Origin of the sequence: Limimaricola sp., from assembly GCF_016125575.1 — a bacterium.
GTDB lineage: Bacteria > Pseudomonadota > Alphaproteobacteria > Rhodobacterales > Rhodobacteraceae > WGLM01.
Map to the genome: position 1 here is coordinate 19,872 of NZ_WGLM01000006.1, position 19,320 is coordinate 39,191.

The window sequence follows — 19,320 nt, forward strand, 5'->3', positions numbered from 1 at the left end:
CGGCTCAGGCCAGCGCCTGGGAGACGGCAACCTCCAGCTCGCGCCAAAGCGGGAAAGTGCCCGAGGGCACCATTTGCGTCATCAGCAGGACGGTGATCTCCTCGACCGGGTCAACCCAGAAATCGGTCGAGGCGTAGCCACTCCAGCCATAACGGCCGGGGCTGGCCGGCGACTGGGCGGCGGCCGGGTCGACCAGCACACCCACGCCCAGGCCATAACCGGTGCCGGGCCGGTCGCCCACATGGGCGGGACCCCGGCTGGCAAAATCGCCACCGATCTGGTTCATCACCATCATCTCGTGGGTCTTGCGCCCGATCAGGCGCTGGCCCTCATGCACGCCGCCAGCGGCCATCATGCTGGCGAAGCGCTGGTAATCGCCCATGGTCGAGACTAGACCCGCGCCACCTTTTTCCAGCGTGACGGGCGCGCGATAGGCCGGGTCATCGGCCGGCGCGACCTGATGCAGTCCCTCGGCCCCGTGGCCATAACATGCTGCCATCCGTGGCGCCTGCGCAGGCGTGAAGGAAAACGCCGTCTCCGTCATGCCCAGCGGCGCGAAGATGCGGTCCTGCATCACGGCGCCCAGCGTCTGGCCGGTGATCACCTCGATCACGCGGCCCAGCACGTCATGGGAATAACCGTAGTACCAGTGCTGGCCCGGCTGGTACCAGAGCGGCAGGCGCGCCATCTCGGCCACGGCATCGGCCATCGTCCATCCCGGCGCGGTGCGGAACGGCGCGGCACTGGCCCACAACCGGTCGATCGGCCGCCCCTCGGCATTGGGGTAGCCAAGGCCGGACTGGTGGGTGAAAAGATCATGCATGGTCACGGGCCGGGCCAGCGGGACGGCCTGTTCGGGCGGTGCATCGCCCCCGGCCCAGACGCCGGCCTGGCCGAAGCCCGGCAGGAAATCGGCCACTGGTTGCTCCAGCCGGAAGGCGCCCTCTTCGTAAAGCATCAGCGCGGCAAGGCAGGTGACGGGCTTGGTCATCGAGTAAAGCCGCCAGAGCGTGTCGTCGGTCACCGGCAGGTTTGCCCCGATGTCGCGCTGGCCACGACGTTCTGAAAAACAGATATCTCCGCGATGGGCGATCTGCACGGCCAGCCCGGCAAGGCGGCCGGTGTCCACCTGCCGGTCCATCCATGCAGCGATGCGACCAAGGCGTGTTTCGTCGATTTCAGACCGCATGTACGTCTCCGGGGTTGTCCGACGCGGATTGTGGCGCGCCGTGGCGGGACGCTAGCAGCGGGCGCCCATCGGCGGCAAGCTGCAAGCCAGCCATCGGTGACGCCGTTCAAGCAGTCCTGTGCTGCGGCGCAGAAACCTGATAGACAAGAGCGATCATCCGCGTGGCAGGCACTTTGCCAGCCGCACCCCGCTTCCCGCCCTCATTATGAAAGACATCTTCATGCGATTCCGGATCGGCTGCCGCCTTGGCTACGAATTTCCGCAACCGACGCCGATGATCGCGATGCTGAACGTGCATTACTCGCGCTTCGCCGACCTTGAACAGCCCGACCACCTGACCACCGATCCGGCGGTGACGATCCAGAGCTACCGCGACGGTTTCGGCAACTGGTGTTCGCGGCTGGTCGCGCCCGCGGGGCCAATGGTGCTGACGACCTCGGGCGTGATCCGCGACGATGGCGCGCCCGATCCGGTCCGCCCCGAGGCCCGCCAGCATGCTGTCGAGGACTTGCCGGCGGAAACCTTGTCATGCCTGCTGGGCAGCCGATATTGCGATACCGACGTGCTGTCGGACCGGGCCTGGCAGCTCTTCGAGGGGACGGCGCCGGGCTGGCCCCGCGTGCAGGCGATCTGCGACTACGTCCACAATCACATCGCCTTCGGCTATGAATTCGCCCGCAGCACCCGCACCGCGTCCGAGGCGCTGGCCGAGGCGCGCGGCGTCTGCCGCGATTATACGCACCTTGCCATCGCCTTCTGCCGCTGCATGAACATTCCCGCGCGCTACTGCACCGGCTACATCAGCGACGTGGGCACGCCCCAGCCCTGGGCGCCGGGCGATTTCGCGGCCTGGATGGAGGTTTACCTCGACAATGCGTGGTGGGTGTTCGATCCGCGCAACAACGAACCCCGCATCGGCCGCGTCCTGATTGCGCGGGGGCGCGATGCCGCCGACGTGCCGTTGACCCACACCTTCGGGCCGAACGTGATGACCGGGTTCCAGGTCTGGATGGACCAGATCGAGGACTAAGCTACTCTGCCGGGGCGGCCTGCACGGCGGCAGGCGCGAAGGGCCTGGGCGCGCCCAGCCGGGGGTGCAGCCGCCCGGCAATGCCGAAGGCCAAGAACATACCGCCCGCCACGGCCGCGAAGATGCCCGACACCGGCGAGACCAGCAGCACCAGCGCCGCCGCGCCGGGCGTGAGAATGCCCGAGACATCGCGGAAGCTGGAATAGACCGCGGCCATCTCCGTCCGCTCCGACGGCTTGACCGCCATCAGGAAGGGCAACCCGCCGCAGACATCAAGCATCACGAGGAAGATCGAGGCGGCCATCAGGCTGCCATAGGCCGCCCAGGGCATGGCCGACACCGCCCAGCCGATCGCGAACAAGCCGCCACAGGCCGCGAAGGCCGCACGCACCGACAGGCGCACGCCCACCCGCCGCACGACGCGCAGCATCAGCGGCGTGATGAACAACAGCCCGTTCGACAGCGACAGCGCGACCGCGCCCACCTGGTCGCCCAGCCCGCTTTCGATGCAGTAGATCGGCAGGTAGACGACATAGACCCACCAGCCGCAGGAGCGGATGACGGCGAAAAGCCAGCCCGCGATCAGCCGCGGCTGCGCGAAGAAGCGCGCGAGGTAAGCCAGCGGGTTGGGCGCGGGGCCGCGGGCGCGGGCAATCTGCTTGCCATTGCCCAGCCGCAGCCGCCAGAACACCACGATCAGTACCACGGCGAAACCGGCCGCCACGATGAAGGGCGCAGGCATCCACCAGTTCAGCAGCCACACGCCCAGCACTGGCCCCAGCGCCCATGACGCGCCGCTATAGACCATCCGCGTCATCTCGTTGCGCCCGAGGTCCAGCCGCGAGATGTAATCCAGCACGTAGGCATTGAGGCAGACGGTGAAGGTCACCGTGCCCACCGCATTGGTCAGCAGCGCCAGCGCCTTCATGTGCGGCGTGCCGAAGATCGCCAGCATCATGCCGCAGAAATAGAGGACCCCCGCCAGCGTCAGCATCCAGCGGCGCGGGATGAACCGGGTGGCCCAGGGCACCATCAGCCCGCAGCAGAGCGAGGCGATGCCCACCGCGAAGTAGATGTGGCTGACCGTCTCGGCATCGCCGAAGCTGCGGTAGATCACCAGCGGCATCACCGACAGCAGGATGCCGCGAATCCCCGCCTCGAGCGCGGCGAGCAGCGCGAAATCCTCGACGCGCGGCGTGGGCGCGTGGCTGAGATAAATTGGGGTGCGGGGGGTAAACATCTGGGGCCGTCGGGATTTGAGGCCCGATATGACGCGCGCCCATAGGCAGCGTCTGCACCATCCGCGACATTGGGCGGTCGTCGCCCGACCGCCGCCGCGCGCGGGCTTGCGCCGCCATGCGTGGCATGATCCGCTGAAGCCCCGGGGGCGTATCCCCTTCAGACCCTTGCGGAGGCCCCATGACCCAGACCGTCCTTCTGACCGGCGCCAGCGGCTTTATCGCCAAGCATGTCGCGCTGAAACTGCTGAACGCGGGCTATGCCGTGCGCGGCACCGTGCGCGATCTGTCTCGCGGGAACGAGGTGACCGAGGCCGTGCGCCCACACCTGACAGACGCGAGCGGGTTGGAGGAACGGCTGCGCTTCGTCGCGCTTGACCTGACGGGCGACGCGGGCTGGGACGAGGCGATGGAAGGGGTGGACGCGGTGCTGCACACCGCCTCGCCGTTTCCGCTGGTCCAGCCGAAGGACGAGAACGCGCTGATCCGCCCGGCGGTGGACGGCGCGCTGCGGGCGCTGAAGGCGGCCCATCGCGCAGGCATCGGCCGGGTGGTGCTGACCTCGTCCGTCGTGGCGGTGCAGAACGGGCCGATGCGGCCAGGGATGCAGGCGCATGACGAGGAGGACTGGACCGACCTGAACGATCCGCGCGCCACCGCCTATGCCAAGTCCAAGACGATGGCCGAACGTGCGGCATGGGACTATGTCGGCGGCGACGGCAAGGGCATTGCGCTGACCACGATCAACCCGGTTCTGGTGCTGGGCCCGCCGCTGGACCGGCATTACGGCACCTCGGTGGGGATCATCGAACGTATCCTGCGCGGCAAGGACCCGATGCTGCCCAGGATCGGCTTTTCCGTGGTCGACGTGCGCGACGTAGCCGAAATGCACCTGCGCGCGCTGCAGCGGCCCGAGACGGCGGGCCAACGCTTCATCGCCTCAGCGGGCGAGATGTGGTTTTCCGACCTCGCCCGCGCGATCAAGGCGCAGTGGCCGGCCCGCCGGGTCGTCACGCGCGAGGCGCCCAACCTGCTGATCCGGGCGCTGGCGCTGGTCGACCCGTCGATCCGCACGATCCTGCCCAACCTTGGCGAGATGTCGGCCGTGTCGAACGCCCGCGCGCGGAGCGGGATGGGGATGGAATTCATCGACCCGGCCGAGGCCGTGCGCGCCAGCGCGGCCTTCCTGATCGAGAACGGGCAGTAACCCGGCCCGAACCTGCCCTAGGCCTGCCGCGCAATCGCCTCGACCAGCCGCGCGCGGGCGGCGGGCAGCGGGCGGTCGCCCAGGCCCTTGACCAGCCGGTGTTCGATGAACCAGCCGGTCGTGCCCAGCGCGCGGGCAATCTCGGCCCCCGTCGCCTCGCCCTGCCCGGCCAGCACCGGCGGCAGCGGCAGCAGGCGGTCGGCCCACGCGCCCGCCGATTGCCGGCTGACCGCCCGGCCAGAGCGCGGCGAGACGTAGCACAGGTCCTCGTTGGTGCCGCTGACCGCGCAGGCCGACAGGTCGAGGCCGAAGCCCAACTCGTCCAGTAGTGCGACCTCCCATTGCAGGTAGGCCAGCGGCCAGACCTCGGCCTGTCCCAGCAGGTCCAGCAGCGCCATGGTGCGGGCGTAAAGGGTGGGATGCGGTTCGCGCTCGGGCAGGACGTGGGCGAGCAGCGCACAGACCGCCGCCAGCCCCGCCAGCGCCAGCCGGTCGCCCATCACGAGGGCGGCACGGCTGCGCAGGGGCTCTATCGTGTAGGCGCCAAGATGGTCGTCCAGCCGCGCGGCCCAGCGCAGGTCCAGCTGCGCGCCGGGCTGCAATAACGGCCCCAGCCGCCGCCCCGCCCCGCCCCGCACCACGCCCGCATGACGGCCGTGCGACGGGGTAAAGACCTCGACAATCGCCGCGGTCTCGCCATGCGTCCGGACAGCCAGCACCGCCCCTTCATCGCGCCATTCGATCATGCGGGCAGTATTGGGCGGAACGGGCGGGGCGCAAGAGGGGATGGGGGGGGGTGCGGCGGCGTTTCGTTGAGGGTGGATGATGGCGGGGCGGTGATTGACCGGAGCTAGGCAGGAAACATTTGTTTGGGCGGAGAGCCGACTTTGACGCCATACGTGACCTAGAACCGTTTTCTACCGACTAACGGTCGTCGGGTACAGAGTTCTGCTTATACAACCGCTAAATGTGGACAATCCAAAAGTCCATGCTTGTCCTGCGCTCGTTTCAGTCCCACATTACGAACATGACGACGTCGGAAAAGCAATTCATTGAACAGGCGGCACCAGAATATTGGTACAGTTATGCACATGAACTCGCGGATACCGCTGACACAATCTATGATATGTCAAAAGATCAATGGATTGGCTACGCAATCAATCACGCTGATGGCTCGAAACAATCCTACAGCCGCCCGTTAGTGTCTCGCCCTGTCCTGCTGATGTACGGCCTGTCCTTTGAAAATTTGATAAAGGCGTTGCTGATTTCAGAAGATCCAACGCTACTAAATGGTGGAAAACTGAGCAAGCATCTGCTTGGTCACGACTTGGTCAAATTGGCAAACCGGTTGAAAACACTCCGACTGAACACCGAAGAGCAAGGCTTGCTCGCACTGCTTTCTGATGTTGTACCGTACCAAGGGCGCTATCCAGTCCCAAGAACCGCGCAAGACCTAAAACCGGAGAAGTACGTAAGCCAGGAGATCCATAAAGCGTGCAAGGCGCTTTTTGGTCGCTTGGAGATGCAACTATACCGGCTAAATTACGAAGGAATTGATGCACCGGAAGGGGTGCGCTTCCCGAACTTGCGACTAACGCACCTTGATTCAGAAGCGGATTTTATAAACGAAGAACATAAAAGCGATTTAATGGGCTTACTGCGCGAGTTTCAGAAGGGTGACGTCAAAGAGTCCCGTTGAAGGTCGGATCTTTCTCGACTGAATGCTTGATTCTGTAACACTTCAGCGATCGGCCCGGTCTTTCGCTGCGGATGGCACAAACGGCACCTTCAGACCGCTAGCAGCCACTCAACCAACCGATCAACCCCGACATCCTCCTCCCGGTCTCGCCCCCTACCCCAACCCCTCCTCATCCAGCAGGTGCCGGCCGGTCTTGTCTTCCACCTCGATCACCCAGAGGTCGGGGTCGAAGCTGCGTTGTTTGGTGATGGAGGCGTCGACGGTGGCTTCGGCGCCCTGGGTCAGGACGGTCCAGCGGCGTTCGCCGGTCATCAGGTCGAAGCTGCGCTGGTAACAGGCGGCCTGCCCGTCCAGCGTGTTGAGCTTCACCAGCACCGCCCCGGCGGTGGCGTCGCCGCGCGCCACCACGAAGGCGGGGATGCCCTGCTGGCGCAGCCGGGCGAGGTAGGCAGAGACCCAGATGTCGGCGGTCAGGCGCATCGCCCCGTCACGCGTTGCCATCCTTGAAGTCGAGGCCCATTTCCGAATAGCGCTCGGCCTCTTCCAGCCAGTTGGGCCGCACCTTGACCTGCAGGAACAGGTGCACCCGGCGGCCGAGGAATTCCTCCAGCTCTTCGCGCGCGGCCTTGCCCACGGCCTTGGTCGTCTCGCCGCCCTTGCCCAGCACGATGCCCTTGTGCCCGTCGCGGGCGACGTAAACGATCTGGTCGATCCGGGCCGAGCCATCGGGGCGTTCCTCCCAGGCCTCGGTCTCGACCGTCAGCTCGTAGGGCAGTTCCTGGTGCAGGCGCAGCGTCAACTTCTCGCGGGTGATCTCGGCCGCGATCATTCGCAGTGGCAGGTCGGCGATCTGGTCCTCGGGGTAAAGCCACGGTCCCTCGGGCATCCGGCTGGCCAGCCAGTCGCGCAGGGTATCGCAGCCATAGCCCTTTTCGGCGGAGATCATGAAGGTCTCGGCAAAGGGGAAGGCCGCGTTCATCTCCTGCGTCAGCGCCAGCAGGCTTTCGGCCTTGACCCGGTCGATCTTGTTGATGGCCAGCGCCACGGTGCGGCCCTGTGCCACCTCGCCCAGCCGGTCGAGGATGGCGCGCACGCCCTCGGTGATGCCGCGATGCGCCTCGATCATCAGGACCACCACGTCGGCATCGGCCACGCCGCCCCAGGCCGCGGCGACCATCGCGCGGTCCAGCCTGCGGCGCGGGCGAAAGAGGCCGGGCGTGTCGACGAAGACAATCTGCGATTGCCCCGCCATCGCCACGCCGCGGATGCGCGCGCGCGTTGTCTGCACCTTGTGGGTGACGATGCTGACCTTGGCGCCCACCATCCGGTTGAGCAGCGTCGACTTGCCCGCGTTGGGTTCGCCGATCAGGGCGACAAAGCCCGCGCGTGTCGGCTGGTCGGTCATGTGGTCACCTGTTTCAAAAGAGACTTTGCCGCGGCCTGTTCGGCCTGACGCTTGGTATTGGCGGTGGCGATGGCGGCAGCACCCGTTTCCAGCCTTACCTCGATGGTGAATTCGGGCGCGTGATCGGGGCCAGAGCGGGCGGTTTCCACGTAGGCGGGCGGCGGCAGGCCCCGTGCCTGTGCCCATTCCTGCAGCGCCGTCTTGGCGTCGCGCGCATCTTCCTTGACGCTGCCGATCCGGGCGCGCCAGTGCCGCAGGACCACGTCGCGGGCTGCCTCGAAGCCGGCATCCTCATAAACGGCGGCAATCACCGCCTCCATCGCGTCGGCCAGCAGCGCGGCCTTGCGCCGCCCGCCCGACTGCATTTCCGACCGGCCCAGTTTCAGCACCGCGCCAAGGTCAAGCGCGCGGGCCACGTCGGCACAGGTTTCCTTGCGCACCAGCGCGTTGAAGCGCGGCGCCAGCATCCCTTCGGAAGCGGCAGGATCGGCGGCAAGCAGCGCCTCGGCAATCACCAGCCCCAGCACGCGGTCGCCAAGAAATTCCAGCCGCTGGTTGTCGTCGCGGTGGACCGAGGCCATCGAGGAATGGGTGACAGCGCGGACCAGCAGCTCCGGCCGGGCGAAATCATGCCCGAGCCGGGCCGAGAAGGCAGCGAGATCCGCCGAGAGCTTCACTCGATCGCCTTGAAGAAGCGGTCGGCCCGCCATGTCCAGAAGGCCAGCATCGAACGACCGGCCGACGAGAACATGATCCGGTCGGCGCGGCCGACGATATCTTCCAGCGGGACAAAACCCACGCCGCCGGCCGACTGCGCGTAGCGGCTGTCGGTCGAGTTGTCGCGGTTATCGCCCATGAAGAAGAAATAGCCCTCGGGCACGGTATAGATGCCGGTATCGTCGCTGGCCTGTGTCCCGATGTTCAGGATGTCGTGCTTGACGCCGTTGGGCAGCGTCTCGATCTGGCGGGTCTTGGTGCAGATGGCGCCCCGGCCCACGGCGCCATTGGCGCAGCGCGGCAGCAATCCTTCGGGGCCCTGCGGCGCCATGACCTCGTCGAACTGGCCTGCATCCTCGACCTTGACCGGCACGTCGTTAATATAAAGCAGCCCGCCCCTGACCTGAATCCGGTCGCCGGGCAGCCCGATCAGCCGTTTGATGAAGTCCTTGCCGGTGACAGGGTGGCGGAAGACCACGACATCGCCCCGCTTCGGCATGCTGCCGAAAAGCCGCGTGTTCGATCCCTTGAACATGCCGCAAAAATCAGACGCCTCGATGTCGATCCCGAGGGCCGGGATGCGCACCGAGGGGCAGGAGGCATAGGAATAGCCGTAGGCCATCTTGTTGACGAAGAGGAAGTCGCCGATCAGCAGCGTGTCCTTCATCGAGCCGGACGGAATCCAGAACGGCTGGAAGAACAGGGTCCGGAACACGCCCGCGATCAGCAGCGCATAGACAACCGTCTTGAGCGTCTCCACGACCCCGCCCCAGAGCCCACCTTCAGCTGCCATGATCCGTCCCTTTCGAAAGTACCCGCGCTTCATGGGCGGCGCATCTGCGCAAGTCAAGCTGAGGCCGGGTGTGGCGACGATCAGTTGTCGGAAAATTGCGCGGCGAGCCGTGAGGCGATCAGCGCCACGCCCAGCATCAGCACCCCTCCGGCCACGAAGGCTGCGCCATAGCCCAGCGATGCGGCCAGCGCCGCGCCAAGGAAGGGTGCGACCAGCAGGGCCAGCGTGTTGGCCGCCTCGCTGAGGGCCGCAACCCGGCCCATGCCCCCGGGCGGCGTATGATCCTGCAAGAGGGCCCGCGTCGGCACGACAGAGCGCGCCGAGAGAAGGCCCAGCAGTCCGAAGAGGCCGATCAACAGCAGCGCAGGCGGGAACATCCCGGTAATCTGCAGGCAGCCCACGCCGATGGTCACAAGGCCCGACAGGCCCGCAGCGGCGGCGATCATGGAAAAGCTGCCGCTGGTGCCGCGCGCCTTGCCCACGGTGGCGCCGCCCAATACGCCGCCCGCCCCCACCGCGGCCATGCACAGGCCAAATGTCATGGGGCTTGCGCCGAGGGCCTGCAGCGTGGGGGCAAAGAGCGTATCGTAGAGGAATATGGCAAAGATGCCCGCCGCCATCATGCCGATGGCCGCGCGTAGCACTGGCGTTGTCCGCAAGAGGCGAAGGCTTTCAGCGATGTCACGCCAGAGCGACGTGCCACCCGTCGCGCGGCGCGGCAGCGGTCGCATCGGCAGCAGCAGGGCCGCAGCCAGAACCGAGACGCCCGCGTTCACCGCGAAGACGTCCTGCGGGGCCAGCACTGCGATCAGGGCGCCACCCAGCGCCGGAGCCACGATCTTGGCCCCCTGGTTGATCGCAAAGCTCAGCCCGTTGGCCGCCAGCAGGTCCCGCCCCGCGACTATCGCCTGCAGCGACGCCTGTTTGGCCGGGCTGTAAAAGCTGTCGGCCGAGGCGCGCAGTGCGACCACGATGACCAATGCAGGCCAGTCCGGTGCGAGGATCAGCGCCGCGCTGCCCAGCGCCCGGCCAAGGTTGCCAAGGATCATGACACGGCGCAGGTCCATCCGGTCGACAACCGCACCGGCCAGCACGCCAATGGTCAGGTAGGGCAGCCCCAGTGCCACCGCGAACCATGCGAAGGCCACGGGCGGGGCTTGCCAGCGATACGCCAGCACCGTGCCGATGGCGACAAAATCCAGCCAGTCGGCGAAATCTGCCGGGCATTGCGCCAGCAAAAGCGTGCCGAGGCCCGGGTTCGAACGGGCCAACGCCCGGGTCTTGTCAAACATGCAGGCCGGGATCCAGCGGGCGGGCCTCGATCACCACGAAGGCCTGCGCCCACGGGTGATCATCCGTGAGGGTGACATGGATGATCGCGCTATGGCCCGGCGGCGTCATCTGATCCAGCCGGTCCTTGGCCCAGCCGGTGACGTGCATCACCGGCTGACCCGAACGCAGATTGCTGACAGCCATGTCCTTCCACGCAATGCCCATGCGCAGGCCGGTCCCCAACGCCTTGGAACAGGCCTCTTTCGCGGCCCAGCGCTTGGCATATGTCGCAGCGACCGCGCGCGGGCGGCTGGCGGCCTTGCGCTGTTCGCGCTCGGTGAAAACACGGTTGAGGAAACGCTCGCCAAAGCGGTCCAGCGTACCCTCGATCCGCTCGATGTTGCACAGGTCCGTGCCGATGCCGAGGATCATGATGTCAGGCGTCCGGCAGGTCGAGGTCGATCACCATCAGCCCTGCGGTGCCGCCCTCGCAACAGGCGACCAGCCGGGCGCCAAGCGCCCTGTGGCGCGGATCGGCGGCATAGCGGGCAAGCGCCGCCGCATCGGTAAAGCTGGCGATGAAGCCGGTGGCATAGCCGGGGCTCCGCCCCTCGAAATCGCGGTTGGGGCCGAAGCGCAGGCGCAGCAACCCGTCGATCTGGCCCACCAGCGCGGCCAGACCCTCCAGAACCTCTCTCAGGACGGCGGGGTCGTGGCCGGGGGCGGGCCGGACCATCACGACATGCTCGATCATGAATGCACCTCACGGACTTGTGACGCCCCAGGACCGCCAAACGCGGGCAGAGGCCGAAAGATTTGATCTGGATCATGACTGATGCAGGGCCGGGGGTCTAGCGCGGGGGTGGGTAAACAACCCATTGAAATAGAAGGAACACGACCATGGAACTTAGCAGACGCGCCACGCTGGGCCTTGCCGCCGCAGCTATTGTCGCCTCGTTTGGCACCGCAGCCTTTGCCGGTGGCGGCACGATCAACGTGTCGCTGTGGGATTCGGGCGACAACGCGCTGGACAACATGGGAACCGCCGCACCGATCATCTACGGTGGCAACGAAGATATGTCGAACGCGACGATGGGCATCAAGACCGACGTCAAGACCATCTCGGCAGGCGAAGTGACCTTTGCGGTCACCAACGATTCCAAGTCGACCATCCACGAGATGATCCTGTCGCCCGCCCCCGCCGCGGGCCAGAAGCTGCCCTACGACGACAACATGAACGCCGTGATCGAAGACGAAGCCGGCCACCTCGGCGAGGTTTCGGAGCTTGATCCGGGCGCGAAGGGCGCGCTGACCGTGACGCTGAAGCCCGGCAAGTACATTCTCTACTGCAACATCCCCGGCCACTACATCATGGGGATGTGGACGACGGTCGACGTCACCCCGTGACGGAGGAGCGGCGCGGGGATCAGCCCCGCGCCGCCTCCATCAACCGGCGCATTTCGACAATCGCCGGACCAAGGCCGCGAAAGATCGCCTCGCCGATCAGGAAGTGGCCGATATTCAGCTCCAACACCTCTGGAAATGCCGCAACCGGGCCAACCGTGTCGTAGGTCAGGCCGTGGCCTGCATGCACCTCGAGGCCAAGACTGTCGGCATACTCGGCCATCTCGCGCAGCCGGGTCAGTTCGGCGTCACGCTCGGCCAGGCGGCCCTCGGCGTGCAGGTCGCAATAGGCGCCGGTATGCAGTTCGACCACCTGCGCGCCGATCCGCTGCGCGGCCGCGACCTGACGCTGATCGGCAGCGATGAACAATGACACCCTGCAGCCCGCCTCGCGCAGCGGCGCGATGAAATGGGCCAGCCGGTTTTCCTCGCGCGCAACTTCCAGCCCCCCCTCGGTCGTGCGTTCTTCCCGCTTTTCCGGGACAATGCAGACGGCGTGGGGGACATGGCGCAGGGCGATGGCCTGCATCTCGGCCGTTGCAGCCATCTCGAAATTCAGCGGGACCGAAAGCGCGGCCATCAGCCCCGCGATATCGGCATCCGAGATGTGGCGGCGGTCTTCGCGCAGATGTGCGGTGATGCCATCGGCCCCTGCCTCTTGCGCCAGCAGCGCCGCGCGCACCGGCTCGGGGTAGGCGCTGCCGCGCGCGTTGCGCACGGTGGCCACGTGATCGATGTTGACGCCCAGCCGCAGTTTTCCCGGTTTCGCCATGATGCTTGTCCCCAGACCCCAGATGTCCTGATCTAGCTTGCCGAGGGGCCCGTGTCAGGGGGGGCCGCCGGCTTTTTGCGCAACTGGCCCAGCTTGCCGCGCAGCGCCTTGCGGCGGCGGTTCTGATAGGCGCGGATCACCGGAACCGAAAGGTAATAGGCAATTGCCCCGGCGATGATGCCGGGGATGATCCCACCGATCATGAAGGGAAAGAACACCTCGTGATAAAAGATCGCGAGACGGTGCCAGTCGGGCGGCTGGCCGGTGAAGAGTGAGACGAAGTTGTGCCACAGATCGTGCCATGCACCGGCAAACTTGGCCCCGAGCGAGGCATCGACCCCTTGGCGCGGGCGTCGGCCCAGCAGGATATGACCGGTTTCCAGCGAGATCGCCGCGATGGGAACATAAGTCAGCGGGTTGCCGAAGAAGGTCGACAGGAGTGCCGCCAGCACGTTGCCGCGCATGATCCGCGCGATGATCCAGGCAATCAGGAAATGCATCCCGAAGAACGGGCTGAACGTGGTGGCCACGCCCGCAAAGATACCGCGCGCGATTTTTTCAGGTGTGTCGGGCAGGCGACGGACACGGTGCCTGACATATTCGAAGGCCCGCACCCAGCCGCCGCGAGGCCACAGCGCCCGGCCGACCGCGGTCCAGACCGGTAGCTTGTCCCTGCGTTTGAAGACCACCCCTTGGAACCCCTTCAGGCCGAAACCTTGTCCTGGCCCACCTGCGCCCGTTTCGGGTCTCTCAGCCGGGCGATGGAGGATACGTTGCTTTCGGCGTCGAGCGCTGTCATCACCCGGTGCAGATGCTCGGCATCCCTGAGATCGACATCGACGAGAAGCCGGTAGAAATCGGGCTTGCGGTCGATGAAGTTCAGATCCGAGATATTGGCGTTCTGCTCGCCGATCAACGTACAAATCCGCCCAAGCACCCCGGCATCATTGGTAATTGTCAAATCGAGAGTAACCGTGTTCGTCGCAGCATGGGTGCCGTCCTGCCAACGCAGGTCAAGCCAGCGGTCGGGCTGGTCCTCGTAGGCAGCCAGCGCCTGACAGTCGATGGCATGGACCACAACGCCCTGCCCCCGGAACGTGATGCCGACGATGCGTTCGCCCGGCACCGGCTGGCAGCAGGGCGCGCGGCGGAACGACTGGTCATCGTTAAGGCCGATCACCGCGTGGCTGGGCGGAACTTCTTCGCCACGCCGTTCGGCAAGGTCGGGATAGATCGCGGCAACCAGTTCGCGCGAGGTCAGCTCGGCGCTGCCCAGCCGTGCCAGCATCTCGTCGGTGTCATCCAGCGCCAGCGCCTTGGCAGCGGTGCGCAAGGCCTTTTCGGTGGCGCGCTTGCCGACATTCTCGAAAGCCACGCGCGCCAGTTCCGCGCCCAGCTTGATGAACCGCTCGCGGTCTTCTTCGCGCAAGCTGCGCCGAATCGCCGTCTTGGCGCGGCCTGTCACGGCGATGTCGATCCATGTCGCCTGCGGCGTCTGCCCTTCGGCGGTGATGATCTCGACCGACTGGCCGTTCTTCAGCCGGGTCCAGAGCGGCACCCGCATCCCGTCCACCTTGGCGCCTACGCAAGCATGCCCGATGCGGGTATGGATCGCATAGGCAAAGTCGATGGGTGTGGCCCCGCGCGGCAGCTTGATGACATCTCCCTTGGGCGAGAAGCAGAACACCTGGTCCTGGTACATCTCCAGCTTGACCGCCTCGAGAAACTCGTCGTGGTCCTGCTCGTTGTCGAGACGTTCGGTCAGCGTGGCGATCCAGCGCACGGGATCGACGGCGAAGCGGTTCTCGACCCGCTCGCCGTTGCGGTAGGACCAATGTGCAGCGACGCCGGTTTCGGCCACTTCGTGCATCTCGCGGGTGCGGATCTGCACCTCCACCCGCTTGCCATCGCGGCCCGAAACGGTGGTGTGAAGCGAACGGTAACCGTTCGACTTCGGTTGGCTGATATAATCCTTGAAGCGGCCCGGCACGGCGCGCCAGCGCTGGTGGATCGCGCCCAGAACGCGGTAGCAGTCGGCCTCGGTCGCGGTGATGACGCGGAAACCGTAGATGTCGGACAGCCGGGAAAAGCCCTGGTCCTTTTCCTGCATCTTGCGCCAGATCGAGTAGGGTTTCTTCGCGCGGCCGGTCACCTCGGCGACGATGCCCGCGCGCTCAAGCTCGATCCGCATGTCGGCAGTGATCTTCTGCATCACGTCGCCGGTCTCGCGCTGCAGCGTGATGAAACGACGGATGATCGAGGCGCGCGCCTCGGGGTTGAGCACCTTGAAAGACAGGTCCTCAAGCTCTTCGCGCATCCACTGCATGCCCATGCGGCCGGCCAGCGGCGCGAAGATTTCCATCGTCTCGCGGGCCTTCTGGGCCTGCTTGTCGGGCCTCATCGACTTGATGGTCCGCATGTTGTGCAGCCGGTCGGCCAGCTTGACCAGCGTGACGCGCAGGTCCTTGCTGGTGGCCATGAACAGCTTGCGAAAATTCTCGGCCTGCTTGGTCTCGGTGGAGGTGAGTTGCAGGTTGGTCAGCTTGGTCACGCCATCCACCAGTTCGGCGATGTCATGGCCAAAACGGCGCTCGACCTCGGCAAAACTCGCCTTGGTATCCTCGATGGTGTCGTGCAGCAGCGCGGTCACAAGAGTGCCGTCATCCATCTGCTGACCGGCAAGGATGCCGGCCACGGCGACGGGATGACTGAAGTAGGGCTCGCCCGACTGGCGGACTTGCCCTTCATGCATCGCCGCGCCAAAGGCATAAGCCTCGCGCAGCAGCTTTTCGTTGGTGCGGGGATTGTAGGCGCGGACCAGTGCGATCAGGTCGTCGGCTGTGGTCATCGCGCCCTCTCGCCGGCGGCCCCGCCGCCCGGTGCTCCGGGCGTGGGCGGCCTGCCTCAGCCCTGCCCCTGCGCTTCCATCAGCGCGCGCAGCAGGCGCTCTTCGGACATGTCGTCCTGCGCGGGCTTGTCGGCCTCGGCGCTCATCAGCAGCGACATGCTGTCTTCTTCGGGCTCGTCGACCTCGATCTGGGTCTGGTGCGCCTCGATCATCCGCTCGCGCAGATCGTCGGCAAGCTGGGTTTCCTCGGCGATCTCGCGCAGGGCCAGAACCGGGTTCTTGTCATTGTCGCGCGGCAGCGTCGGGTGCGCACCCGAAGCAACCTCGCGCGCGCGGTGGGCCGCCAGCATCACCAGCTCGAACCGGTTGGGAACCTTGTCGACACAATCTTCTACGGTAACGCGGGCCATGGGCGCCCCCCTTGTCTGGCGAAAATCCTAAGAAGCCACCCATGTAGTCGCTGCGCGGGGGATTGACAAGCCGAATCCCGGACGCCTCGCCTGACGCCGCTTAGTCCAGCGGTACCACTTCGGCCCGCTCGGTTTCGGGCCGCGCCGCCATCATCTGGGCCACGCTGAGCCCCAGCACCGGGTGGCGCCAGTCCGGCGCGACATCGGCCAGCGGCACCAGCACGAAGGCGCGGTCCTGCAGGCGCGGATGCGGCAGGATCAGACGGTCTGGCGCCTGAACCGGCTGCGCCGCGGCATCCAGATCGTGCCAACGGCGCCAGCCCGCGACATCGGGCAACACCGCGTCGCCCAGCGCGATCAGGTCGAGATCAAGGCTGCGCTGGCCCCAGCGCACCTTCCGCTCGCGTCCGTGCGCGGCCTCGATCCGGTGCAACAGCGCCAGCAGGTCGGGGGCCGCCAGCGTGGTCTCCAGCCGCAATGCCGCGTTCACGAAATCAGGCCCGGCACCGGGCGGAAATGCCGGCGTGCGGTAAAGGTGGCTGACGGTTGGCGTCTCGCCCGTGGCCTCGGCCAGTTCGGCGATTGCCGCGCGCAGCGTATCCTCGGGGCCGCCCTCCGCCGAGGCCGCATTGGCCCCCAACGCGATCAGCGCGACCGCACGATTTCGTGTCCCCTGGTGGCCTTGCGGCATGTCATGCAGCTCTTACAATCAGCGATGTCGGACGCTTCATTTCACGTTTCGCGAAATGCATCCAGCGCCGGACCACATTCGAGAAGGACAAATCATGTTTTATCGGGACGAGCGTCTGGCGCTCTTCATCGATGGCGCCAACCTCTATGCCGCGGCCAAGGCCCTCGGCTTCGACATCGACTACAAGCTGCTGCGGCAGGAATTCATGCGGCGGGGCAAGCTGGTGCGCGCCTTCTATTATACCGCTCTTCTGGAGAGCGAGGATTATTCGCCGATCCGGCCTCTGGTCGACTGGCTGCAGTACAACGGCTTCACCATGGTGACCAAGCCCGCCAAGGAATACACGGACAGCCTTGGCCGCCGGAAGGTAAAGGGCAACATGGACATCGAGCTGGCGGTCGACGCGATGGAGATCGCGGGCTTCGTCGATCATATCGTGCTGTTCTCGGGCGACGGCGATTTTCGCCCGTTGGTCGAGGCGATCCAGCGCAAGGGCGTGCGCGTCTCGATCGTCTCGACGATCCGCAGCCAGCCGCCGATGATCGCCGACGAGTTGCGCCGGCAGGCCGATAACTTCATCGAGCTGGAAGAACTGCGCGACGTGGTGGGCCGCCCGCCGCGCGAGCCGCGCACCGAGGCCGTGGCCGAAACAGTCGATCACGTCTGAACCGCGCCGGGCGCCGCCGCTTCGGTCCGAAAACGGGCTGGACGGGGCGGCGCCCGCCGCATACCTCTGGACCTGACCCCGACCGTCCGGAGCCGCCTATGCCTCTTGCGCCCCTCACCCTCTACCTTGCCGCTCCGCGCGGATTCTGCGCCGGTGTCGACCGCGCGATCCGCATTGTCGAGATGGCGCTGGAGAAATGGGGCGCGCCGGTCTACGTGCGCCACGAGATCGTGCATAACCGCTTCGTCGTGGACGGTTTGCGCGCCAAGGGCGCGGTGTTCGTCGAGGAACTGGCGGAATGCCCGCCAGACCGCCCGGTGATCTTTTCCGCCCACGGCGTGCCCAAATCGGTCCCCGCCGAGGCCGCCCGGCGCGAGATGATCTATGTCGACGCAACCTGCCCGCTGGTCAGCAAGGTGCATATCGAGGCCGCCCGCCATGCCGAGGCGGGGCTGCAGATCGTGATGATCGGCCACGCGGGGCACCCCGAGACGGTGGGCACGATGGGCCAGCTGCCGCCGGGCGAGGTGCTTCTGGTGGAAACCCCCGAAGACGTGGCGACCCTTCAGGTGCGCGACCCCGCGCGGCTGGCCTTCGTCACGCAGACGACGTTGTCGGTCGATGACACGGCCGATATCGTCGCCGCCCTTCAGGCACGCTTTCCCGCCATCATCGGGCCGCACAAGGAAGACATCTGCTACGCCACCACCAACCGGCAGGAGGCGGTCAAGGCGATGGCCCCGATGTGCGACGCCCTGCTGGTCGTGGGTGCGCCCAATTCCTCCAACTCTCGCCGGCTGGTCGAGGTGGCGCGGCGCGCGGGCTGCGCCCATGCGCAACTGGTCCAGCGCGCGACCGACATCGACTGGCGCGCGCTGGAAGGCATGACGAGCCTTGGGCTGACCGCCGGCGCCTCGGCCCCCGAGGTGCTGACTGAAGAGGTGATCGCGGCGCTGCGCGCGCGCTATGACGTGACGCTGGCCACCGTCACCACGGCGCAGGAAGACGTCGAGTTCAAGGTGCCGCGCATCCTGCGGGAGCCGGCATGAAGCACATTCCGCGCGCTGCGCTCTGGCTGGGCCTGGCCGGGCTGATTCCGTTTCTCTGGGGAGCGGCCACGGTGGTTTGGCCAGAACTGGGCGCGCGTGCCATGCCGATGCTGGGCGGGAGGTTCATCGGGCCTTACGTGCAGCTTTTCTACGGCGCGGTGATCCTGTCGTTCATGTCGGGCGTCCTTTGGGGCTTTGCCACAAGAGCGACGGGGCAGGTGGCGGCCACCGCCTATGCCCTGTCGGTACTGCCGGCATTGTGGGTGTTCTTCACCACGGGTGGCGGCGCGCAGGCGGCGGCGATCAACCTTGGCGCGGGTTTCGTAGGGCTGCTGGGGCTGGACTGGCTGTTCTGGAAGCAGGGCCTTGCCCCGCCGTGGTGGATGCATCTGCGGGTGCTGCTGACCACCATCGTGGTGCTGAGCCTGCTGCCGGTCCTGCGCTGATGCCCGAGCTTTTCGCCTATACCGACGGGGCCTGCAGCGGCAATCCCGGGCCCGGCGGCTGGGGCGTGCTGCTGATCGCGCGCGAGGGTGACCGGGTGGTGAAGGAGCGCACGCTGAACGGCGGCGAGGGTCTGACCACCAACAACCGGATGGAGCTGATGGCGGCAATCTCTGCGCTGGAAGCGCTGGAGCGGCCCGCGCGGCTGACCGTGGTGACCGACAGCGCCTATGTGAAGGGCGGCATCACGGAGTGGCTGGCGGGCTGGAAACGCCGCGGCTGGAAGACCTCGACCAACAAGCCGGTCAAGAATGACGACCTGTGGCGCAGGCTGGAGGCGGCGGCGGCGCGGCACGAGGTGCGCTGGAACTGGGTGAAGGGCCATGACGGCCATCCGGAGAACGAGCGCGCGGATGAGCTGGCGCGCGAGGGCATGGCCCCGTTCAAGCCGGCACGCTGAGCCGCGCGGGCGAAGGGGGGCTGTC

General features: G+C 66.4%; 23 protein-coding genes. 8 read left to right on the forward strand and 15 right to left on the reverse strand.

Going from position 1 to position 19,320, the window contains the following annotated elements; genetic code table 11:
• Positions 1 to 4: 4 nt before the first annotated feature.
• Positions 5 to 1,189 carry a serine hydrolase domain-containing protein gene (locus GC146_RS15715; RefSeq protein ID WP_291840835.1) on the reverse strand — a complete coding sequence of 395 codons (1,185 nt, stop codon included), beginning with the start codon at positions 1,187 to 1,189 and terminating at the stop codon, positions 5 to 7.
• A gap of 205 nt (positions 1,190 to 1,394) precedes the next feature.
• Between GC146_RS15715 and GC146_RS15720 the strand changes: the two genes are divergently transcribed.
• Complete coding sequence (locus tag GC146_RS15720; protein ID WP_291840838.1) at positions 1,395 to 2,219, forward strand: transglutaminase family protein; 825 nt, start codon at positions 1,395 to 1,397, stop codon at positions 2,217 to 2,219.
• 1 nt (position 2,220) lies between these two features.
• On the opposite strand, the gene GC146_RS15725 is transcribed toward GC146_RS15720, so the two are convergent.
• Positions 2,221 to 3,459, reverse strand: a complete 1,239-nt coding sequence (locus tag GC146_RS15725) for an MFS transporter (protein ID WP_291840841.1) — start codon at positions 3,457 to 3,459, stop codon at positions 2,221 to 2,223.
• A gap of 179 nt (positions 3,460 to 3,638) precedes the next feature.
• Between GC146_RS15725 and GC146_RS15730 the strand changes: the two genes are divergently transcribed.
• Positions 3,639 to 4,664, forward strand: a complete 1,026-nt coding sequence (locus GC146_RS15730) for an aldehyde reductase (protein ID WP_291840844.1) — start codon at positions 3,639 to 3,641, stop codon at positions 4,662 to 4,664.
• A gap of 17 nt (positions 4,665 to 4,681) precedes the next feature.
• Here GC146_RS15730 and recO read toward each other — a convergent pair whose 3' ends face one another.
• Positions 4,682 to 5,410, reverse strand: a complete 729-nt coding sequence (gene recO, locus GC146_RS15735) for a DNA repair protein RecO (protein ID WP_291840848.1) — start codon at positions 5,408 to 5,410, stop codon at positions 4,682 to 4,684.
• A gap of 281 nt (positions 5,411 to 5,691) precedes the next feature.
• Between recO and GC146_RS15740 the strand changes: the two genes are divergently transcribed.
• The gene (locus GC146_RS15740; protein WP_291840851.1) at positions 5,692 to 6,363 is read left to right on the forward strand and encodes a hypothetical protein; all 672 of its coding nucleotides are present in this window, start codon (positions 5,692 to 5,694) and stop codon (positions 6,361 to 6,363) included.
• Between the two features lie 153 nt (positions 6,364 to 6,516).
• Here the strand turns inward: GC146_RS15740 and GC146_RS15745 are convergent, their stop codons facing one another.
• The 7 genes from GC146_RS15745 to GC146_RS15775 form a co-directional block, all read right to left on the reverse strand.
• Positions 6,517 to 6,843, reverse strand: coding sequence for a DUF1491 family protein (locus tag GC146_RS15745; protein ID WP_291841297.1), 327 nt, complete (start codon positions 6,841 to 6,843; stop codon positions 6,517 to 6,519).
• Positions 6,844 to 6,850: 7 nt separating this feature from the next.
• Positions 6,851 to 7,768, reverse strand: a complete 918-nt coding sequence (gene era, locus GC146_RS15750) for a GTPase Era (protein WP_291840854.1) — start codon at positions 7,766 to 7,768, stop codon at positions 6,851 to 6,853.
• The gene (gene rnc / locus GC146_RS15755; RefSeq protein ID WP_291840857.1) at positions 7,765 to 8,445 is read right to left on the reverse strand and encodes a ribonuclease III; all 681 of its coding nucleotides are present in this window, start codon (positions 8,443 to 8,445) and stop codon (positions 7,765 to 7,767) included. Before rnc ends, era begins: the two co-directional genes overlap by 4 nt.
• Positions 8,442 to 9,278, reverse strand: a complete 837-nt coding sequence (gene lepB, locus GC146_RS15760; protein ID WP_291840860.1) for a signal peptidase I — start codon at positions 9,276 to 9,278, stop codon at positions 8,442 to 8,444. The genes rnc and lepB overlap by 4 nt, the downstream gene beginning before the upstream one ends.
• An 80-nt stretch (positions 9,279 to 9,358) precedes the next feature.
• Positions 9,359 to 10,570, reverse strand: a complete 1,212-nt coding sequence (locus GC146_RS15765) for an MFS transporter (RefSeq protein WP_291840862.1) — start codon at positions 10,568 to 10,570, stop codon at positions 9,359 to 9,361.
• The gene (gene acpS / locus GC146_RS15770; RefSeq protein ID WP_291840865.1) at positions 10,563 to 10,982 is read right to left on the reverse strand and encodes a holo-ACP synthase; all 420 of its coding nucleotides are present in this window, start codon (positions 10,980 to 10,982) and stop codon (positions 10,563 to 10,565) included. Before acpS ends, GC146_RS15765 begins: the two co-directional genes overlap by 8 nt.
• A gap of 4 nt (positions 10,983 to 10,986) precedes the next feature.
• A complete protein-coding gene (locus GC146_RS15775; RefSeq protein ID WP_291840868.1) occupies positions 10,987 to 11,304 on the reverse strand; it encodes a Dabb family protein in 318 nt (105 codons plus the stop codon).
• Positions 11,305 to 11,450: 146 nt separating this feature from the next.
• Here GC146_RS15775 and GC146_RS15780 point away from each other — a divergent pair, with 146 nt between their 5' ends.
• The gene (locus GC146_RS15780; RefSeq protein WP_291840873.1) at positions 11,451 to 11,957 is read left to right on the forward strand and encodes a plastocyanin/azurin family copper-binding protein; all 507 of its coding nucleotides are present in this window, start codon (positions 11,451 to 11,453) and stop codon (positions 11,955 to 11,957) included.
• 19 nt (positions 11,958 to 11,976) lie between these two features.
• Here the strand turns inward: GC146_RS15780 and GC146_RS15785 are convergent, their stop codons facing one another.
• The 5 genes from GC146_RS15785 to folK all read right to left on the reverse strand — a co-directional run bounded on the left by GC146_RS15785 (position 11,977) and on the right by folK (position 16,675).
• A complete protein-coding gene (locus GC146_RS15785; protein WP_291840876.1) occupies positions 11,977 to 12,726 on the reverse strand; it encodes a pyridoxine 5'-phosphate synthase in 750 nt (249 codons plus the stop codon).
• Positions 12,727 to 12,758: 32 nt separating this feature from the next.
• Entirely contained in the window at positions 12,759 to 13,415 is a 657-nt protein-coding gene (locus tag GC146_RS15790) for a DUF2062 domain-containing protein (RefSeq protein ID WP_291840879.1), read from the reverse strand.
• A gap of 14 nt (positions 13,416 to 13,429) precedes the next feature.
• On the reverse strand, positions 13,430 to 15,574 hold the full coding sequence (locus GC146_RS15795) for a bifunctional (p)ppGpp synthetase/guanosine-3',5'-bis(diphosphate) 3'-pyrophosphohydrolase (protein ID WP_291840882.1): 2,145 nt from the start codon (positions 15,572 to 15,574) through the stop codon (positions 13,430 to 13,432).
• Positions 15,575 to 15,630: 56 nt separating this feature from the next.
• The gene (gene rpoZ, locus GC146_RS15800; protein WP_291840886.1) at positions 15,631 to 15,984 is read right to left on the reverse strand and encodes a DNA-directed RNA polymerase subunit omega; all 354 of its coding nucleotides are present in this window, start codon (positions 15,982 to 15,984) and stop codon (positions 15,631 to 15,633) included.
• Positions 15,985 to 16,084: 100 nt separating this feature from the next.
• Positions 16,085 to 16,675 carry a 2-amino-4-hydroxy-6-hydroxymethyldihydropteridine diphosphokinase gene (gene folK, locus GC146_RS15805; RefSeq protein ID WP_291840889.1) on the reverse strand — a complete coding sequence of 197 codons (591 nt, stop codon included), beginning with the start codon at positions 16,673 to 16,675 and terminating at the stop codon, positions 16,085 to 16,087.
• Positions 16,676 to 16,769: 94 nt separating this feature from the next.
• Between folK and GC146_RS15810 the strand changes: the two genes are divergently transcribed.
• From GC146_RS15810 to rnhA, 4 genes are all read left to right on the forward strand, one after another.
• Positions 16,770 to 17,342, forward strand: a complete 573-nt coding sequence (locus GC146_RS15810; RefSeq protein WP_291840892.1) for an NYN domain-containing protein — start codon at positions 16,770 to 16,772, stop codon at positions 17,340 to 17,342.
• A gap of 98 nt (positions 17,343 to 17,440) precedes the next feature.
• Positions 17,441 to 18,391, forward strand: coding sequence for a 4-hydroxy-3-methylbut-2-enyl diphosphate reductase (gene ispH, locus GC146_RS15815; protein WP_291840894.1), 951 nt, complete (start codon positions 17,441 to 17,443; stop codon positions 18,389 to 18,391).
• Positions 18,388 to 18,837, forward strand: coding sequence for a DUF3429 domain-containing protein (locus GC146_RS15820; protein ID WP_291840896.1), 450 nt, complete (start codon positions 18,388 to 18,390; stop codon positions 18,835 to 18,837). The genes ispH and GC146_RS15820 overlap by 4 nt, the downstream gene beginning before the upstream one ends.
• On the forward strand, positions 18,837 to 19,295 hold the full coding sequence (rnhA, locus tag GC146_RS15825) for a ribonuclease HI (RefSeq protein ID WP_291840899.1): 459 nt from the start codon (positions 18,837 to 18,839) through the stop codon (positions 19,293 to 19,295). The genes GC146_RS15820 and rnhA overlap by 1 nt, the downstream gene beginning before the upstream one ends.
• Positions 19,296 to 19,320: the final 25 nt, after the last annotated feature.

What these genes read in the sequence shown, in the direction of transcription:
- GC146_RS15715 (WP_291840835.1), bottom strand. Translation starts at nt 1,189, where the DNA reads ATGCGGTCTGAAATCGACGAAACACGCCTTGGTCGCATCGCTGCATGG.
- GC146_RS15720 (WP_291840838.1), top strand. Translation starts at nt 1,395, where the DNA reads ATGAAAGACATCTTCATGCGATTCCGGATCGGCTGCCGCCTTGGCTAC.
- GC146_RS15725 (WP_291840841.1), bottom strand. Translation starts at nt 3,459, where the DNA reads ATGTTTACCCCCCGCACCCCAATTTATCTCAGCCACGCGCCCACGCCG.
- GC146_RS15730 (WP_291840844.1), top strand. Translation starts at nt 3,639, where the DNA reads ATGACCCAGACCGTCCTTCTGACCGGCGCCAGCGGCTTTATCGCCAAG.
- recO (WP_291840848.1), bottom strand. Translation starts at nt 5,410, where the DNA reads ATGATCGAATGGCGCGATGAAGGGGCGGTGCTGGCTGTCCGGACGCAT.
- GC146_RS15740 (WP_291840851.1), top strand. Translation starts at nt 5,692, where the DNA reads ATGACGACGTCGGAAAAGCAATTCATTGAACAGGCGGCACCAGAATAT.
- GC146_RS15745 (WP_291841297.1), bottom strand. Translation starts at nt 6,843, where the DNA reads ATGCGCCTGACCGCCGACATCTGGGTCTCTGCCTACCTCGCCCGGCTG.
- era (WP_291840854.1), bottom strand. Translation starts at nt 7,768, where the DNA reads ATGACCGACCAGCCGACACGCGCGGGCTTTGTCGCCCTGATCGGCGAA.
- lepB (WP_291840860.1), bottom strand. Translation starts at nt 9,278, where the DNA reads ATGGCAGCTGAAGGTGGGCTCTGGGGCGGGGTCGTGGAGACGCTCAAG.
- GC146_RS15765 (WP_291840862.1), bottom strand. Translation starts at nt 10,570, where the DNA reads ATGTTTGACAAGACCCGGGCGTTGGCCCGTTCGAACCCGGGCCTCGGC.
- acpS (WP_291840865.1), bottom strand. Translation starts at nt 10,982, where the DNA reads ATGATCCTCGGCATCGGCACGGACCTGTGCAACATCGAGCGGATCGAG.
- GC146_RS15775 (WP_291840868.1), bottom strand. Translation starts at nt 11,304, where the DNA reads ATGATCGAGCATGTCGTGATGGTCCGGCCCGCCCCCGGCCACGACCCC.
- GC146_RS15780 (WP_291840873.1), top strand. Translation starts at nt 11,451, where the DNA reads ATGGAACTTAGCAGACGCGCCACGCTGGGCCTTGCCGCCGCAGCTATT.
- GC146_RS15785 (WP_291840876.1), bottom strand. Translation starts at nt 12,726, where the DNA reads ATGGCGAAACCGGGAAAACTGCGGCTGGGCGTCAACATCGATCACGTG.
- GC146_RS15795 (WP_291840882.1), bottom strand. Translation starts at nt 15,574, where the DNA reads ATGACCACAGCCGACGACCTGATCGCACTGGTCCGCGCCTACAATCCC.
- rpoZ (WP_291840886.1), bottom strand. Translation starts at nt 15,984, where the DNA reads ATGGCCCGCGTTACCGTAGAAGATTGTGTCGACAAGGTTCCCAACCGG.
- folK (WP_291840889.1), bottom strand. Translation starts at nt 16,675, where the DNA reads ATGCCGCAAGGCCACCAGGGGACACGAAATCGTGCGGTCGCGCTGATC.
- GC146_RS15810 (WP_291840892.1), top strand. Translation starts at nt 16,770, where the DNA reads ATGTTTTATCGGGACGAGCGTCTGGCGCTCTTCATCGATGGCGCCAAC.
- ispH (WP_291840894.1), top strand. Translation starts at nt 17,441, where the DNA reads ATGCCTCTTGCGCCCCTCACCCTCTACCTTGCCGCTCCGCGCGGATTC.
- GC146_RS15820 (WP_291840896.1), top strand. Translation starts at nt 18,388, where the DNA reads ATGAAGCACATTCCGCGCGCTGCGCTCTGGCTGGGCCTGGCCGGGCTG.
- rnhA (WP_291840899.1), top strand. Translation starts at nt 18,837, where the DNA reads ATGCCCGAGCTTTTCGCCTATACCGACGGGGCCTGCAGCGGCAATCCC.